The organism is Sphaerisporangium sp. NPDC049003, assembly GCF_043197795.1.
Taxonomy (GTDB): Bacteria; Actinomycetota; Actinomycetes; order Streptosporangiales; family Streptosporangiaceae; genus Sphaerisporangium.
This window is the reverse complement of the sequence record NZ_JBICTU010000023.1, coordinates 14,406-31,242: the sequence shown is the minus strand read 5'-3', so window position 1 is coordinate 31,242 and position 16,837 is coordinate 14,406. Positions and strand designations below refer to the sequence as shown.

Sequence of the window (16,837 nt, the reverse complement as noted above, 5' to 3'; positions counted from 1 at the left end):
GCACCCAAACCATGTCGCTCCCCAAGCGCCCCGCAGAGCAGCCGTCCACCGCCGAACCGGGCACACAACCCGTGATCATCAGTCATGCGGAGATGAACCGGGCCTTCGACCAGGGCCTGGTGTCGCCGCTCGGCCAGACCATCGCATACGTCGTCCGCTACCAGGACACCTGGTGGATCCATTTCGAGAAGGGATGGGTCCGCAGCGACAACAAGCTCGCGGACATGCTCGACGCCGAAGCCGCACGCATCACCGCTCAGGACACCATCGTGGCCCGCAAGGCCGCGATCCGTGCGGCCACCCGGCCCGACCCAGAACAACGATCGAACCCGACCTGACGGCAAGCTGCGATGCCCTTATGCCGATCCGAACCCCAGGAGTGCTGATCTGCGTGTTGAGAGACGATCCCGCCGTACTGGAGCACCTGTACCGCGAGTACGGTGATCATCTCTACGACTACTGTCGTTCCCTGCTGCATGACGACGATGCTCTGCCGGCGACGGTGGGCGCCCTTCACGGGGCCGTAGCCCACACCGACCGGTTGCATGACGCCAGGCGGCTGCGGGCCTGGCTGTACTCCCTGGCCCGTGCCGAATGCCAGGCCAGGCTCGCCGGCGTCACCCACACCGGCTCCCACGCCCATCAGAGAAGCAGCGGGACCCCCGAGCTGGCGAGAGAAGTGCTGGCCTGCCTGGAGCCGCGCGAGCGCGAGATCCTCGATCTGACACTGCGCCACGGCCTGACGCCCGATGAAGTCGCCCGGGTACTGGACGTCCCAGTGGGCACGGTGGAGACAGCCGCACGCCTGGGCAGGCGCGATGCCGAGCAGTGGCTGGCCGCTGTCATGAACACCAGGAGCCCGAGCCCCACGTGCTCGCTACTGGCCGACCTGGTGACGTCGTGGGTGGAGTCGCCGACGCGGCTGCTGCGCGCCCACATCAGCCGGCACGTGCGCTCCTGCAAGCACTGCCACGCCGCGCCGTCGAAGGCATCCATCACCACACTGCTGTCACGCATGCCCATCCTGCCAAGCCCACCTGAGTTGCAACGGCTGTCCGCCGGCGCGGACACCTCGGTCACCGCAACTGAGACCCGCCCCGAAAGCTGGCACCCCGACGGGTTCCCCGTGCAGCCCGACGTCCTGGAGGACCCTCCGCTCTCCAAAGCCCCGTTGTCGGTCGAGGAGGGCTTCACCCCCGAGCAGCCCAACCAGGAGCAGCCGCCCGCGGATTTCTGGGAACCCGACCCGGAGGCAGCCGACCCCGAAAGCCGCATCCGGTGGGGTCGCATCGGCCTGGTCACCCTGGTGTCGGTGACTTCGGCAGCCGTGATCTGGACGTTGCTGTTCAATCCCAGCGACAGCAGGAAGACCATCGACGTGGAGGCGGCCGGAGGAAGGGTCGCTGTCACGGCCGGCGAACCGCTGCCGCCCCTGGTCGACCCCCCGCCCCCACCATCGGGCACCGGCGGGCCGGCGGACCCCGGTGCACCCAGCGGCACGGCCGCGCCGAAGACCAACGAGCGCGGGGTCAACCGGCCGAACAGCTCCGTGCCGCCGCCGCCGTCCCACCGATCGCACCCCTCAACCAACCCCACCGGCAAACCCAAGCGCAACGCCCCTCCATCGGCCAATAACGGCCCGAACAACCCACCGCCTCCACCTACGACATCGCAGCCCCGGTCGTCCCCCCGGCAGACCTCGCACCCGCAGGCCAGCACACCCCCGCCCCCACCCCCGCCACCACCACCACCACCTCCTCCGCCGTCGTTCTCGGCGTCCACCACCTCGGTGAACGTGGGCACCGGCCGGCAGGGATCGGTGACCGTGCACAGCCAGACCGGGTCGATCACCTGGCAGGCGAGCGGCATGGAGGTGACCGCGTCACCTGGCAGCGGAAGCGTCAGCGACGGCCAGAGCTCGACCATCAATTTCTCGCTCCAGCTCGGACCGGGCCACACCGACGACTGCGGCAAGCCCTTGACCACGTATATGTCGATCTCCTGGTCGGGCGACAACCAAGGCACCAAAGGCTCCGGAACCACCGGCGTCACCATCACCTACATGAAGACCTGCCCCAAACCCTTGTAGCGATCAGGAGAGACCGCAATGCCCCGACTTCGCAAACGCGAGTGGATCATCGCTCTCATCGCGGTGCTCTTCACGCTGACCATCGGCATCCCCACGGGCATGGCCCTGGCTGATCCTGGAGCGACCGAGGCCGCCTCCAACAGTGAGTGCGACGACATCCTGGGCACCGGCACCCCCGAGTTCATGTACTGCTCCTGGATGGCGAAGACGCCGAAGGACGCCCTCGACGTCGTCCGGTTCTGGGCGCGCAACGACGGCGAGAAGCTGAAGGAAGCGGTGCCCTATCCGGGCCCGGTCCTGTTCTGCAAGGACAAGACCAACAAGGGTCCCGGCATGCAGGGCTGCGCCGACACCGACCAGGTGCTGTGCAAGTACGACCAGAGCGTCGGCAAGTACGTCTGCAAGGACACCAGCGGCAACGTCACCAACCCGCCGGACAAGGCCTGCCTCGGCGGCGAGTTCGACTGCTCAGGTGACCGATCGGGGGCGTCGGCGGCTCCGTCGGCGAACTCCGGGCGGGCCACCGCCAGCGCGCTGCCGACGCCTGACGGGACCACGCAGAACCAGGGCGAGCCCCTGGCGCAGAACCCGACCGATCCCAGCACCGCCCCGGTCGACGCCAGCCAGGCGCCGCTGGTCGAGAGCTCGACGGTGCCCGACGGCAACGAGCAGCCCGCCCCCAGCGCCAGCGCGCAGGAGCCCGCGCCGACCGCCCCCGAGCCCACCGCCTCGGCGGCCCCCGAGCCGAGCGCGGCGCCCACGGCGTCCAAGCAGCCCCTCGCGGCGCCCGACGACGCCACGGGCAAGGCCGCAGCCACGGCCGTCAAGCTCGGCATGCGGGTCTGGATCGAGAGCGAGCTGGCCCCCGCGTGGACCGCAGGCAAGGACCAGTTCGACGCCGCGGTCGCCTCCATGGCCGCACAGGCGAACAGGCCAGGAGTCGTGGGCGTGAAGTTCGCCCAGGACCTCGGCTACTGGGGCTTCAAGTCCGCCACCGACGTCCGCAAGTTCGTCAAGGACGCCTCCACCGCCCTGCGGGCGGCGATGCCGGCGGGCAAGCAGCTCGCGCTCGACGTGGTGGTGCCCGAGATGGGCTGCGGGGTCTCCGAGCCCTGCCAGGCCGCGCTCCGCACCAAGTACCCGCTGATCACCCGGGCCAACGTCGAGAAGTACGTCCTCACCGGCGACGTCGACCACGTCAACGTCTCCAGCGGGCTGTTCGCCAGCGAGTACGCCAAGTACAAGATCACCCCGGACAAGGCGCTGCGCAACCAGTGGATCGGCGTGCGGGCCCGCGGCTGGGACACCCGCGTCCACATCGGCGCCAGGGAGGTGGGCCTGGCCCACAGCGGCGCCAACAAGCTCACCGCCGCGCAGGCGGAGGCGGCGGCCAAGCTGCGCGTCGACCTGCCCCTGCAGGCGGGCGTGCAGACGGTCATGCTCTGGACCCACCGCCAGAGCTGGGACGGCGCCACCTGGCGGCTCCTGGACCAGGGCCTGGCGACCAACACCATGTGGACGGCCCTCCAGGCCCGCAAGGGGCTCGGCCGGCTCTCGGTCACCTTCGACGCCAGCGACCCCGAGAAGGGGATCACCCAGGACCTCACCAAACTCGCCGAAGTCTTCGACGAGATCTACATCCACTCCCAGTAGAGCAAAAGGTCCCGCCAGGGAAAGGTCCACGGCTCGCTGGGAGGGGCCAGTTCAACCCCGCTCACGTCGACGTCGACCAGGCGATGCTGAGCGAATGGGGACGCAAACTCGTGACCGGGTGGTTGCGTTCACGGGGTGGTGTGCGGCCAGGCGTCGCGCGCCCCGCTCTCTTCCCCCGGAGGGGAGCGGGGCAGCTTTCATCCGACCGTCACCGGTTGGACGGCGTAGGCCTGCGGGTACGGCCTGCCGGGCGCCGGGTGGGGGCGGCCGTTGAACCGGACTTGTTGACCGACGGGCAGAGATTTCAGGCCAGGAGGAAGGGCCTGTCTCTCTACGAACCAACTGGTGCCCTGGGTGTCGGTGATGAATCCGAATGCGGCGCCGGGCTTCCATTTGTTGACGGTGCCGTAGCTGTACCCGTCGTCGGCCCGTTTGGTTGTTGCGCCCTTGACCGGTTCGATGAACGGGTATCTGAGTCGGTACTCAGGCGCAAGGCCCGAGTCCAGGAGAGACTCCCACGAAGGCGTATGATCGGCGGCCTCGATAAGAAGGGGTGCCGACCTCACCTTGTGGTTGCCGCCATCGGCCTCAGTGAAACTGCTAGGGAGGATGACCCGGATACCCAGGGTGCGGAGCCGGTGGACCAGCGGGAGGAAGTCCGCGTCTCCGGTGATCAGAACGACGGCGTCCAGTGACCCTGCGATGGCCCTCTCGTAGACGAGAAGCGCCAGTTCGACGTCCGCGCCCGCCTCTCGGTTGCCGCTGTAGTCGGAAACCAGAACTTCGTGGCGGACGATGCCCTCGTTCCGGAATAGCTCATCCCAGCCCCGCGACATGCTGCGGAACGGCCCCGAGGCGTCGGCCTCCCGGTACGCGGAATCAGTGGGCCGCCCCAGCACGTAATGAGCCTCGTCCATGGTGATCTGTGTAAGCGGCAGCCCGAGTTCGCGGTGGAGGTACCACCGCATGACGTCATGGATGCCGGCGAACGCCGGTTTGGCTCTCCACTTGGAGTGGTCCGCCAGGAACCCCCACAAGTGGATGAACCATCCGCCGTCGTAGAAAACGGCAAGACGAAGTTGTTTATCAGTCATTTCGATTTCTTCGTTGGGGAACTGCGAACGTGGTGTCAAGGAGCTCATAGGCGGCCCGGGAGGAGGTAGCCCCCAGGGCCGCCGGCCTGGCCGGGTCTCAGCCCGTCAGGTCGGGCGAGCCGCTCGGCCAGGGGCAGGTGCTCCGCTCTTCCCCTGATATGCCGATGGCTCGGGTGACAGCGATCGTGGACTCGCGGTACCCCGGCGGCGGCGTCTGGTGGGTCGGCGGTTAGACGGGTTGTGAACATGTGCTGGGTGGTGGGGATGAGCCGCTGCTGTCGGCTAGCCAGCCGGCGTCCAGGTCATCCAGGGCAGCCCGGCGCCTGGCCGCCAGTTTGTTTGCCCGGGCGAGCTGGCGCCGTTGACTTAACCAGGGTCGGAAATCGTGCCCTTGAGGGACGGGGTCTTTCCTGCCGAACGGCAGGCGGCCGTGCTGCTTGACGTAGGCGAGGGCCGCTTCGAAGTTGAGGTCCCAGAGGCTTTGCCGGGATTGGCCTGACGCCCAGTTGGGGTCGAGCTGATCCAGTGCGGCGCGGCGGGCGGGCGTGAGCGTGCCGCGGCGGGCCAGTTGGCGTTGCTCTCGCAGCCAGGTTCGAAAGTCGTCGCCTTGCGGGGCCGGGTGTTGGGCGCCCGGTTTGGTAGGCAGGTGCCCGTGCTGCTTGGCGTAGGCGGCGGCAGCCTTATAACGGGCATCCCAGCGTTCACGCTGGCTTCGGGCCGATGCCCAGTCGGGATCCAGAGACTCAAGGGCTTCTCGGTGCCCGGGCGGTAACCGGTCGGATCGGCTCCGACGGCCGCTCAGCCATGATCCGAGCGGGAAGTCTTGCTCGACGTGGGAGCCGGGGACGTCTAGGTCCCTGTGCTGGGCGGCGTAGGCGCGTGCGATGGCGAGCCCGTGGTTCCAGTCATCGTCGAGGATCGACCAGGCCATTGCGATGGCTTCCAACCGGGTCTGACGGTCGCTGCCCAGGAATCCGCCGCTCTTGAGGCGACGCTGTGTCTTGAGCCAGGCGAACAGATCCCGGCCCTCGACAGGGGGATGTTCTGGTTCGGGGCGCAGATCGCCGTGCTGCTGGAAATACCGGTTGGCGTCTTGGTAGTGCTGTTCCCAGATCGCGTCGGAGTCGTGCCAGGTGGGGTCGATAGCGGCTAAGGCGTCGTGGAAGCGCGCGGGTAGTGTGCCGTCGCGGTGGTGCCGGCGTTGTTGGGTGAGCCAGGCGGTCAGCTCGACGCCGCTGTGGGTGAAGCTCTTGGGGACACCGTGCAGGGAGCCGTTGTGGTCAGCGGCGAATGCCTGGGCTGCGGCGAGGCCGTTGCGCCATGATCTTTCCCGGGCCAGATCCTTCTTGGTCCACACAATGGCGATGTCGTCGAGCAGTCGGACCCGTTCCTTGGGCATGCTGTCGCGTAGTTTGCGCTGGTTACGTAGCCACTGCCCCAGGCGTAGGCCGGTCGCGGTCACGTGGCTGACCGGTAGGTCGATGCTGCCGTGTGTGTCGAAGTGGGCCTTGGCGGCGCCGTAGTACGCCATCCAGCTGGATGACGCTGCCTCAACTGCGCGGACCTGGATGGCTGAGGCGAAGCCTTCGGGCACCGGGGCCCCCGACAGCGACAGCCAGCCGGCGCGCAGACCTGACCGTTGAAGGTCGCTGTGGTCTTGGTGGGCAAGCGTGTCGTGGGCGCCGATGCGGGCTCGTGTCATGTCCAGGTAGTCGGCCAGGCGATTGTCGTGGGCGCGCAGCGCCCGCAGGACCTGCCATACCTGCGCGTACGCCGAACCGTCCAGGGCCGCTTCGGGATTCTCGCCCGGCCCAAGGAATACCGGCACGATGATGCGGGCGACTTTGCCGGGCCGGCCTCCCAGGCGTAGTGCCCGCCCGACCGCCTGCACGGTGTCGATGACGCTGTTGCGGGGCGCGGCCAGCAGGATGGCATCCACCCCGGGTGCGTCGACTCCTTCGGTGAGAACCCTGGCGTTGGAGACCACACGCAGCTCTTCGCCGCCGGCCTGACCGGGATTTTCGCCGAGGTAGTCCAGCACCGCGCGGCGGACCGCGAGGTCCTGGCCGCCGTGGATATGGCGTGCCGATACCGCTGCCGGACGATGATCGGGATCCATCAGCTGCCATGCCTGGGGGAGTGTCGCCGACCACGCTTTGGCCTGGTCCACCCGGTTGTGGAAGGTGATCATCCGCCGGATGTCGAACTCTTTCGCGGCGCGCAGCGCCGCGATCTGAGCCGCCAGCATCCTGGCGTCGACGGCGGTTCGGGCCAGTTGAAGATGACGGTCGTGCTCCTCGGCCAGCTGGTGGACGTGCGTGTCGGTCACTATGGGAACGACAAGTTCGTAGTCGGCGAGCAACCCACGCGTGATCGCTGTGGAGGTGGGTAGCTCGAACACTGTCGGGCCGTAGATCTGCTCGTCATCCATCGAGACCAGTTCGTCAGTGCCCTCACCGCCGACCAGGATCTTCGGGGTGGCTGTCATGTACAGGCGGCGCTTGGCCGGTACGGCGCTGTCGTCGTGAAAAACCGCCCACGCTCGGCCGGCTCGCCCCGCTGTGCGATGCGCCTCATCGGCGATGGCCAAATCCCACGGTTTCAGTCCATGACCGGCGTGGGCCGCGGCCAGAACCGGCAGGCTCTGGTAGGTCGCCAATACCGTCATCCGTCCCGGACCGGCCGTCGCGCTCGCCAGCTCGGCCGGGTCGGTGGTGACCTGTGCGCCCTCGACATCCAAGGCGGCGTTGCTTGCGAGCACCCGGGCATCAGAGCAGACCGCCACCACCCGGCCGAGCCCCACACCGCCGTGCTTGTCGAAGGTGCGCACCATCTGCCCGACCAGCTCCAGGGTCGGCACCATCACCAGCACGCGCCCCAGCGGGGCCAACCGGCCTGCAGCCTTGGCACCGATCCTGGACTTGCCCGACCCGCACGGCGACGCCACCACGGCCCGGCCGCCGCGCCCGAGCGCTTGTTCGATCGCATCCACGGCGACGAGCTGGTGAAACCACGGATCGGTGGGGTGATGAGGGTGTTCATCCGCCGCCGGGGAGTCCGGTGCTGCCGGTTCGATCCCAGTCCGGCGCGGCGAACTGGCGGGCTCGGGGTGTCCGGTTCGCGGCGCCACCAGGATGGGTTGAGTTGGGGGGTGTGTGAGGGGGGTGGATGTCACCGGTGATCTTCCCTGGGTGATTGACGTGGTCGGTGTGGGTTGTCGCTGTGGTGAGGCGGTCGCACGGTGGCTGTGGTCGGGTCGGGGAACCCGGGTCCGCAGCGGCGCAGGATCCGGTGCCGCTGCCCGGCGGTGTCACGGTGGGCGGCATGCCCGGTTACGAAGTCGGTTCCTCGGGCCCGGACCCTTGGACGTTCTGCGCTTCGGGGGCACCCAGCGCGTCGAACACCTGCTGTGCTTCAGCGAGATGCTTGTCTGCCTCGAAGTGATGACCAAGGGTTCGAAGCACCTGGCCCAGGAGCATCTGGGCGCTGGCTTGCTGGTGAAGGGCACCCATCTGAAGGGCCAGCACCAGTGCGGTCTCCAGCGGAGCTCGCGCCGATCGAGGCCGGCCCAGCGCCACGTGGGTTCTGCCGAGCTCGGTCAGCGTACGAGCCTCGTTATAGAGATCGTTGAGCTCGCTGAACAACCGGTAGGCCTGATGCAGGTGCAATGTGGCCTGCTGTGGACGGCCTGCCATGCGTTCGGCCTCACCCATCCGCCGCGCTATCAGGGCAATACCGCGCTTACGCCCGAGGTAGGTGTGGATGCGCCGTGCTTGGTCGAACAGATCCAGGGCGTGCTCAGGCCGCTTGAGCCCCAGATAGGCGACGCCCAGGCCATGAAGGGCGGCAGCCTCGCCGAGGGTGTGGCCGCCGGTCCGCTCCAGGTGAAGGGCCTCCTCGCACAGGGCGGCAGCTTCATCGAAGCGATGCAGGCTGCAATATGCCGAGGCCAACGCCACCATCATCCGCGGGACGGCCCGCGGAGTACGGCCGGAGCGGGCGGCTTGGACACCGATCTCGTGGGTGGCCACCCAATCGTCGTAGTGCCGTCGAAAGAGGAACAGCGGCCACATCGCCTCGCACAGCTGCCAGGCGAGCTCGTGCAGGCCGCGCTGATGGGCGCGGATGATGGCAGCACGCAGGGTGGGCAGTTGCTGCTCGAGCCAGTCCAGGGCCGCGGCCGCGGTGGCGAACGCCGGCTGCTGAGCAGAGACGGTGGCCTGCGCCGGCCCCAGGCGCCAACGGTCGGGCATCACCATGAGGTCGGCTGCTGCGGCGAGCACCAGCAGTCCTTCAGCCTGTGCGGCGCTCGGAGGTTCGTTGGCAGCGTCGGACGGCTTGTGTTGCACCGGCGAACTCCTGTTCATTGCGTCGCGTCCAGTTGGGCAGGCTCAGCGCCGGCGAGCAGGCACCTCTGCACCATGTCGGCCCCGGTGTCGATGCGCAGGTTCACCTCGGCAGGACCGATAGGGAGCCCGGCCGTGCTCACCAGCGTGTCCATAGCACCGAGCAGGGCGCACACCATCAGGGAGGTAGGGGGCACAGCCAGGCGCGGATGGTCTGGCGGCGGCCCTGCCAGGTGCAGGAGGTCGGACATGAACCGCCGCCGCAGGGTGATCAAACCGGTGTCGGTGGGCAACTCCTGCGGATGCAGGAAGCGGACCCGCCGCTCATCGGCCAGCACAAAACGCAGGTAGGCCCGGACCGCGGCGGCGATGCGCGAACCCGGTTCGGGGGAGCTCCGGTGAAGGGCCTCAGCCGCCGCCGACAGAGCTTGGCGGGCACGCTCCTGGTACACCGTCTCCACGGCCGTGTGCAGGTCGGCGAAGGTCGCGTAGAAGTCGCGATTGGAGAGACGCGCGGTCCTGCAGATCGCCCCGACGCTGGTACGCCTTAGCCCGCGGTCGGCAACTAGGCGAAACACGGCCGCCATCAACCGGGCTCGTCGTGCTGCCTGGCGTTGCCCGGACTCAAGGCCGCCGTAGGTGCGCGACGCCGGGGCGCCAGACACCTCGCCGTACGCTGATCGCCCGCCCTCCGTAGGCACCCGGGCGGCATCCCCGCTCATCGAATGAGCGAACGCGGTGGTGAATGCCGACATTGACAGTCCTAATCAGTGTTGGCGAGTCGCCTTGCGGCAGACTCGGTGGCTGGTAGCCGTCCGGTGGGTGAGCACTTGTGTGTCCTGGACTTGGAGTCCTGCTGAAAGACAGTGCCCCCGCTGGTTGGCCGGGCGAGTTGATCGCTTTCAGATGACATGAGGTGCGGAGACGCCCGAGAGAAGGTGGAGCCTTATCCGGTCCAACAGGGGCTCAGCCGTGGGGCGGCAGGAACCGTGTCCCGGTCGGGTGGAATGCCTGAGGAAACGGAGCACGGCCCCGCCAGCGGGAGAGCTGCACGGGGGAAGGACAGCGACGGGTGGTTAGGCCGGTGCTTCCGACACCACCAGGCTCAACCCGAGGGGAAGTGGGATGACCTTCGGCGAAGCAGCGAAACCAAGGCCACGTTCCAGCAGGCCCAGGTATTCCTCGCCTGTGCGCTCACGTCCGCCATCGGTGCTGACCAGCGTCCGCATGTCCCAGGAAAGCCCCGGATGCGGGTCTGAGCCGCCTGGTGGCAGGAGCATGTCGACGCAGATCAGACGGGTCGCCGGACCCATCGCGGCCCGCACATTGGCCAGGATCTTCTCCGCTTGGGAGTCGGGGTATTCGTGCAGGACGCCGAACAGCAAGTACGTATCGGCTATGGCCGGCACCGACGCGATAACATCGCCTTCGACTAGTCTGCACAGGTCCAGGACGCCGTGTTCGGCCAGGTAGGTCTTCGCCTGCGGGAGGAGGTCAGGCCGTTCCAAAAGCACCCCACGCCATCCGGGATTTCGTGCGACCACCTCAGCCAGGATGATGCCGGACCCGCCGCTCACATCCATCAACGTTCCCTCGCCGGTGAACATGTTGGCGATATGCGACGCCAACAGCCGGGCCGCGTCGGCCCTGTCGCCAGCTAATCCCCTCCCGCGCCGGGGGAGGGCGGCGACACCCTCGGCTTCCTTCCGTCCGACGAAGGGCTCCGGCCGCCCGGTCAGCACAATCTCGGTCAGCCGCGACAGCGGTTCCCGCCACTCGGCGGCGGCGAGCACCATGTCGCGCATGGAGCCTGCCACGTCGGCACGTAGCGTCTGCCCGTTTGAGCCCAGCTCATAGGTCTGTGCTGCGATCTGAACCACCATGCCCAGCGGCTCGAGCACGCGAAGCACACGAGCGAGCAGATGGGGATGAGCGCCCACACGTTGCTCCAGTTCCTGCAACGTCAATGGCCCGTCGGCCAGATGATCGGGCAGCCGCAGCTGGGTGAATGCCACCAGCGCGGCAAACTTCTCAGGCCACCCAGTGATCTGCAGGATCACATCCGCAGATCCGGCCCCGGCAGAGGGTGGAGTGACCGGCAGGGAAAGGCCTGCTACCCGCTGCTGCACGTTGGTCATCGTGGTACTTCCTTTGGCGTCGGCGCGGCTGGCAGGGTCAGAGCGGCGAGTCTCAGGCCGGTCCTGGCCGTATAGGCGGCTTCAGGAACTCATTGGTGAGTTGCAGCAATGCATCCGCTTCGGCCAAAGCCGTGCCCAGCGACACTGCGTCGCTGCGCGCCACACAGGCGTAGACGCCCTTGAGGCGCTGCTGCTCATTCGGGGAATCGTTCCTGAACGCCCACCAACCGCCATCTGCGCCGTCACGCCTGACGTAGTGGATGATCCGGTATCCGGGATAGGTGCTCCTCAGCGCAGCCAACTGGCGGGTCCGGTCATCAGTACCAGCGCCGGCGTCATCACCACGGGTCGCCACGGCTGAGGGCACCGGTGCCGGCTCCTGTGCGACGCCGCCGGAGTTCGACGCCAACGCGAAGTCGCTTGTGCGGGATGAATCGTCTCGCCGGACAGCTGTCACCGGCATACCGCTACCCGCCTGCGTCGTGACGGACGGAACCGATGGCGGAGACAGTGACGCTCCGACTCTCGCCAGCGCAGGTCGACTGCCCGACAAGCGAGCACACGCTGAGCGGACAGGACGACGACGATCACCTCTTGCGGCCCAGTCCACAGAACGCCGGCAACGGCTCGTCGGTGTGGAACATCGGCCACTGCGCCCGCCAGGTGCCCAGACGTACCACGCCCGACGCGGCCGATTCCGGGTCGTCGGCGTCCGAGCTCGGCACCGTCGCATCGTGAGGGTCGACCATCTCCAGGCCGGAGAAAAAGCGTCCGATTTCCTCATGTGAGCGAAGCACTACAGGGAAGGTTGCCGCATCGTAGACACGGGTTACGTCATTGAGTCGCTTGTCACGCTCGGCATGCGATATGACCAGATAAGATCCCGGAGCCGCCGCGTCCAGCAAACTCTTCACGATCTCGTACGGACCCTCATCGTCCCTGACGAAGTGGAGCACGGCAATAAGAAGAATGGCCATCGGCTCGGAGAGATCGATCATATGCCGAACTTCTTCTCGAGCCAGGATGTCCACAGGCCTGCGGAGATCACCTTCGACCGCCACAGTATGCTCGTTTCTTGCCAGTAACGCGCGAGCGTGAACCAGTGCCAGCGGATCTTTGTCCACATACACAACCCGCGCGTCGGGGGCGATACCCTGCGCTACCTGATGCACGTTCCTGCCCGTCGGGAGCCCACTGCCGATGTCGAAGAACTGGCGGATGCCCGCGTCACCAGCCAGGAACTCCACCGCGTTCTGGAGGAACTCACGATTGACCCGCGCCAATTGACGTGTCTGCGGAAAGGTCTGGATCACACGCTCGGCCGCCTCACGATCAGCGGGACCGTTATCCTTGCCGCCCAGGTAGTAGTCATACATCCGGGCGACATTGGCAATGGTCGGATCCACTTTAGGACGCGGCCGAGAGCTCATGTCGCTTCCGCCCAGCAGTGAGGCCATGGAATCCACCTTCGTTCGTCGATCAGTCATGATCTGGCACGCGGGCAACGCCGCCTATCAACTGCCAGCCGCGTTTCGGCGGATGGTCCGCCTGGCTTCGCTCCCCTGGTCGCCAGTGGGCGGACGCCTCCACCACGCCCGGGCCGACAAGTTCCGCACCGTCGAACAGGTTGCTGATCTGGTTCAGCGAGCGGGGATGGAAGGCGCCCAGTTTCGAGAACAGGGCTGTGGCAGCGGCCGCGCGATAGCTCTGCATCGTCTCGACACAGAGATGGGACATCACTAAGAAGCTGCCCGCCGGCAGCGCCGTGCGGAGGACGTCGACGATCGCGGCCGGGTCTTCATCGTCGCTGAGGTGGTGCAGAACCGACGTCAGGACCAAGCCGACCGGGCGGGTGAAGTCGACCTGCTCGCCTCGCAGAAGGTCGAGCACGTGCTTCGGATCCCGAATATCGGCATCGACGATCGCGCCACCGGGATGATGCAGCAGCGCGCGGCCGTGTGCCAGTACGACCGGATCTGTGTCGAGGTAGATGACCCTGACTGACCGATTGATCCGCCGGGCTACGTCGTGGGTATTTTCCAGCCGTGGCGGCATCGGCAGGCCGAATCCCAGATCGACCACCTGCTCGACTCCCGCCGCCACGATGTACTCGATCGCTTTGGCGAGGAAGGCGCGACCGCTGAGAGCAGTTGTGTCAGCATCGGGCATGAGAGCCAGCAGCTCGCGGGCCACGATCCGGTCCGACTCGTAGTTGTCCTTGCCCCCGAGCAGGAAATTCCACACGCGAGCAGCAACTGCCACATTGCTACCCGAGGTGTCAGCCGTCGCGGTCATATCTCGCCGGTCCCGCCTATTGCGTGACGGCGAGCCGGGGCGGATCTAAGGTGGGTCACGGGTCGCAGCTCCATGCGATCAAGGAGCCCGCCAGGCGTTGCGATCGCCTCGGCGGGTTCCGCTTGTTGACCTTGACAACGTCTGACCAGCATTGCCTCACAAAGACTGGGAAGCGACTCCCAATATGGTTAACAAGCTGTACCGGCACTGACCTGGGACTACGCTGGGAAACCCCTGTCTGGGTTACCGGCTAAGGTTTACAACTGACACCTCGCCTATGGTTGAAATGACTACCGCCACAACCGCTGGAAACAGGACGAAGTTCCTCAATGGCCCCAAATGCGCATGATCGCGGACGCCGCGCTCAGGAATTACGCGCCCATGGCTTCACCTGGGAGCAGATCGCCGCGGTGTGGGAGAGCGACTACCCAGAGATCTCGCCTCGCGTTGCTCTGCGATGGGCGCACAACCTCACGCAGGAGCAGGTCGCTGAGCTGTGGAACGAGTTGGACTCCGGCGAGGTGACCATGACCAAGGGCCGGGTCTCTAACTTCGAATCATGGCCTGTCAAGGGTCGCCGTCCCAGCGTCATGAATTTGAAGATGCTGGCCCGGATTTACCAGACCACGGCGCGACGGCTGCTCACCGATGACGAATACCTTCGCTACGGCCGGACAGCACAGGTGGAACTCGAGCAGATCGACTATCGGCATCTGGATGCCAACAGCCGGCCGCAAGAGATGCTGTCTGAGCAGGCCAACACGCTCACCTCTGACACCGGGACAACTCACGAGCGAGCCTCATCGACTGTCGTCACTGCCAGAGGTGCGCTGCACTTCGATGTCACTGCAACTACAGTCGCAGGATTCGAAAGGGCATTCTTAGTGGATGTTGCGCGTGAATCGGCGAGGCTCGCGCATATCGTGGGTCAAACCAATATCGGGCAGACTGATCTCGATCAACTGGACGCTGACATCGCCTATCTGGCTCGGCGGTATCTCACAGACCCGCTGGTGCCTCTCATTGGTGAGATGGCGGAGGTTCGTGACACCACGTTCTCGCTACTCAAAGACCGCCAATACCCTGAGCAGACGCGGCATCTCTATGCGCTCGCCGGTCAAGCGTGCGGTCTGCTTGCCAATGCGAGCAGTGATCTCGGGCACTACGATGTCGCTGACACGCATGCCCGTACAGCCTGGTTGTGTGCTGAACTGGCGGGCCACGATAAATTACGCGCATGGGTGCTCTCCACCCGGAGCCTTATAGCGTTTTGGGATGGGCGCACCAACGACGCAATTCACTTCGCCGAGCACGGCACCCAATATAGTGCTCAGGGGGTAGAATTGGTGCGCCTGCGGAGTCTCGAAGCACGGGCCCGCGCCCGGCTTGGTGATGAGCCGGGAACCCGCGCCGCTCTTCATGCTGCCAGCGAGGCACGCCAGCACGTGCATGATGAGGGCGAGTACGCGGGGATGCTCGCTTTCTCTCCGGGTAACCAGGAAAGGTGCGCCGGAAGCGCTTACCTGTGGCTGAACCTCCCCGAAAGCAAAGAATCCCTGGAACGAGCCTTAACGCTGTTCGCACAGGAGACACCACCGGAGACCGGCGTCCCCTCGTATGCGCACACCACCGTTACCCGGTTGGATTTGACGATGGCTCACTTGCGCTCCGGCGACCTGGACGGTGCACTGGAATTGGTCCAGCCTGTTCTCGGCCTGCCACCAGAGATGCGGCTAGCCGGCGTAGTGCGTCGTACGCACGTCCTCCAACGGTTGCTCGCGGCCCCAGCTCTTGGTTCGAGATCCGCGGCCCAGGAGCTTGCTGCGCAAATAGGAGATTTTACTGAACACAACGCCGCCCGTCGGCTCACCAGTTCTTGAACACCGGGAAGGCCCGTGAACATCCAACCTGACGCGCCCATGACGTTAACCGTTCTGGGATGCCAAACTCCCTATCCGCGACCTGATGAACCATGCTCGGGGTACCTCCTTCGGGCCGAGAAATCCACCATCTGGATCGACGCCGGATCCGGCACGTTTGCCGAACTCCAACTACACGTCCAACTCCAAGACATCAACGCCATCTGGATTAGCCATCTTCATCCCGACCACTACTCAGACCTGCTGTCAGCATGGAATGCCTACGCCAATACGCCTTCGCTTCCCCAGCCGCTGGTTTTCGGCCCGCCAGGCTGGCGTCAACGGGTCGAGGCGATGCTTGGCCAACCCGGAGCACTCGACGAAGTCTTCACGCCGCTGGAGCTGCATGACCGATATCTGACCCGCGTCGGACCGGTCGAGCTACGTGCCTACCAAGTCGAGCACAGCGTCCCTACATTCGCTCTCCAAGCTCAGCATCGCGACCGCCTATTCGCCTATTCTGCGGATTCAGGACCCTGCCCTCAACTGGTCGACCTAGCCCAAGGAGCAAACCTGCTTTTGATCGAGGCAGGCGCAAGTAAATCTCAGCCATACCATTGCACGGCAGAGGACGTCGGCGACATCGCCACAGCAGCGCAAGTGTCGGGCGTGATGCTTACCCATCTCGCACCCGAACTCGACCGCGAGCAAGCTTCCACTAGGGTGCAAGCCAGATTCACCGGCACCGTTGACGTCGCCCGGCCAGGACTCACTATCCAGATATGAAACAAGATATACGCCTGTCCTGCGCGGCTTTGGGCCGGATGCCGGAGCGTCATCCGAGTCGCGACCTGGACTGCCGGGCATACCTGCCGCCGGTTCATGGTGCCGCTGCGGGACGCCGCCAGGGTCCTCGGGTGGGGTCAGCCCGCTCAGACGCAGGCTCAGGCGGCAGCACGGATCGCCGAGGGCCACGCCCAGAGAGGTGGTGTTTGAGAAGGCCACCCGTAGTCCGGTGACTATTAGGAAGCAAGCGCCTCAATAGTCACTTTAGCATCATTCGTCCGATTTTCGGAGTCGGTTTCCTTGCGGCACTACGCAAGAACCTCCAAGCCCATGTAGCGACGCTGCTCGGTCCACTCGTCGTTCTGCTCGGCCAGCACGGCACCGACCAGCCGGATGATCGCCTCGCGGTTGGGGAAGATGCCTACAACGTCGGTCCGCCTGCGGATCTCCTTGTTCAGCCGCTCCTGCGGGTTGTTGCTCCACACCTGCCGCCACACCGTCTTGGGGAAGCGGTGAACGCCAAGATGTCCTCGCGCGCCTCGTCCAGTAGCGACTGCTGCGTATGCCGTATTCGTGC

The 16,837-nt window shown here is 66.1% G+C and carries 13 protein-coding genes and 1 pseudogene; 5 read left to right on the top strand and 9 right to left on the bottom strand.

Annotation, left to right across the window (positions count from 1 at the left end):
* Window positions 1-11: 11 nt before the first annotated feature.
* From ACGFIV_RS24560 to ACGFIV_RS24550, 3 genes are read left to right on the top strand one after another with little or no spacing between them, the layout of a single operon-like run.
* Window positions 12-338 (top strand): hypothetical protein, encoded by a 327-nt coding sequence (locus ACGFIV_RS24560; RefSeq protein WP_392837864.1) that lies wholly within the window; start codon window positions 12-14, stop codon window positions 336-338.
* A 20-nt stretch (window positions 339-358) separates the two neighbouring features.
* Window positions 359-2,089: an RNA polymerase sigma factor gene (locus tag ACGFIV_RS24555; RefSeq protein ID WP_392837862.1), complete on the top strand. Its 1,731-nt coding sequence runs from the start codon at window positions 359-361 to the stop codon at window positions 2,087-2,089.
* A gap of 18 nt (window positions 2,090-2,107) precedes the next feature.
* Complete coding sequence (locus ACGFIV_RS24550; RefSeq protein WP_392837860.1) at window positions 2,108-3,742, top strand: hypothetical protein; 1,635 nt, start codon at window positions 2,108-2,110, stop codon at window positions 3,740-3,742.
* 197 nt (window positions 3,743-3,939) lie between these two features.
* Here the strand turns inward: ACGFIV_RS24550 and ACGFIV_RS24545 are convergent, their stop codons facing one another.
* The 8 genes from ACGFIV_RS24545 to ACGFIV_RS24510 form a co-directional block, all read right to left on the bottom strand.
* The gene (locus tag ACGFIV_RS24545) at window positions 3,940-4,836 is read right to left on the bottom strand and encodes an NYN domain-containing protein (protein ID WP_392837858.1); all 897 of its coding nucleotides are present in this window, start codon (window positions 4,834-4,836) and stop codon (window positions 3,940-3,942) included.
* Between the two features lie 229 nt (window positions 4,837-5,065).
* Complete coding sequence (locus tag ACGFIV_RS24540; protein ID WP_392837856.1) at window positions 5,066-7,966, bottom strand: Helicase associated domain protein; 2,901 nt, start codon at window positions 7,964-7,966, stop codon at window positions 5,066-5,068.
* A 202-nt stretch (window positions 7,967-8,168) separates the two neighbouring features.
* A complete protein-coding gene (locus ACGFIV_RS24535) occupies window positions 8,169-9,185 on the bottom strand; it encodes a tetratricopeptide repeat protein (RefSeq protein ID WP_392837854.1) in 1,017 nt (338 codons plus the stop codon).
* A 14-nt stretch (window positions 9,186-9,199) separates the two neighbouring features.
* The gene (locus ACGFIV_RS24530) at window positions 9,200-9,937 is read right to left on the bottom strand and encodes a TetR/AcrR family transcriptional regulator (protein WP_392837852.1); all 738 of its coding nucleotides are present in this window, start codon (window positions 9,935-9,937) and stop codon (window positions 9,200-9,202) included.
* Between the two features lie 321 nt (window positions 9,938-10,258).
* Window positions 10,259-11,320 (bottom strand): methyltransferase, encoded by a 1,062-nt coding sequence (locus ACGFIV_RS24525; RefSeq protein ID WP_392837850.1) that lies wholly within the window; start codon window positions 11,318-11,320, stop codon window positions 10,259-10,261.
* 52 nt (window positions 11,321-11,372) lie between these two features.
* Window positions 11,373-11,687: a hypothetical protein gene (locus tag ACGFIV_RS24520; RefSeq protein ID WP_392837848.1), complete on the bottom strand. Its 315-nt coding sequence runs from the start codon at window positions 11,685-11,687 to the stop codon at window positions 11,373-11,375.
* A gap of 220 nt (window positions 11,688-11,907) precedes the next feature.
* On the bottom strand, window positions 11,908-12,777 hold the full coding sequence (locus ACGFIV_RS24515) for an SAM-dependent methyltransferase (RefSeq protein ID WP_392837846.1): 870 nt from the start codon (window positions 12,775-12,777) through the stop codon (window positions 11,908-11,910).
* 22 nt (window positions 12,778-12,799) lie between these two features.
* The gene (locus tag ACGFIV_RS24510) at window positions 12,800-13,615 is read right to left on the bottom strand and encodes an SAM-dependent methyltransferase (RefSeq protein WP_392837844.1); all 816 of its coding nucleotides are present in this window, start codon (window positions 13,613-13,615) and stop codon (window positions 12,800-12,802) included.
* Window positions 13,616-13,944: 329 nt separating this feature from the next.
* Here ACGFIV_RS24510 and ACGFIV_RS24505 point away from each other — a divergent pair, with 329 nt between their 5' ends.
* Both ACGFIV_RS24505 and ACGFIV_RS24500 read left to right on the top strand, forming a co-directional pair.
* A complete protein-coding gene (locus ACGFIV_RS24505) occupies window positions 13,945-15,495 on the top strand; it encodes a helix-turn-helix domain-containing protein (protein WP_392837843.1) in 1,551 nt (516 codons plus the stop codon).
* Between the two features lie 15 nt (window positions 15,496-15,510).
* Window positions 15,511-16,260: an MBL fold metallo-hydrolase gene (locus ACGFIV_RS24500; RefSeq protein WP_392837841.1), complete on the top strand. Its 750-nt coding sequence runs from the start codon at window positions 15,511-15,513 to the stop codon at window positions 16,258-16,260.
* Between the two features lie 236 nt (window positions 16,261-16,496).
* Here ACGFIV_RS24500 and ACGFIV_RS24495 read toward each other — a convergent pair.
* Window positions 16,497-16,807 (bottom strand): annotated as a pseudogene (locus tag ACGFIV_RS24495) (transposase); the annotation flags it as partial.
* Window positions 16,808-16,837: the final 30 nt, after the last annotated feature.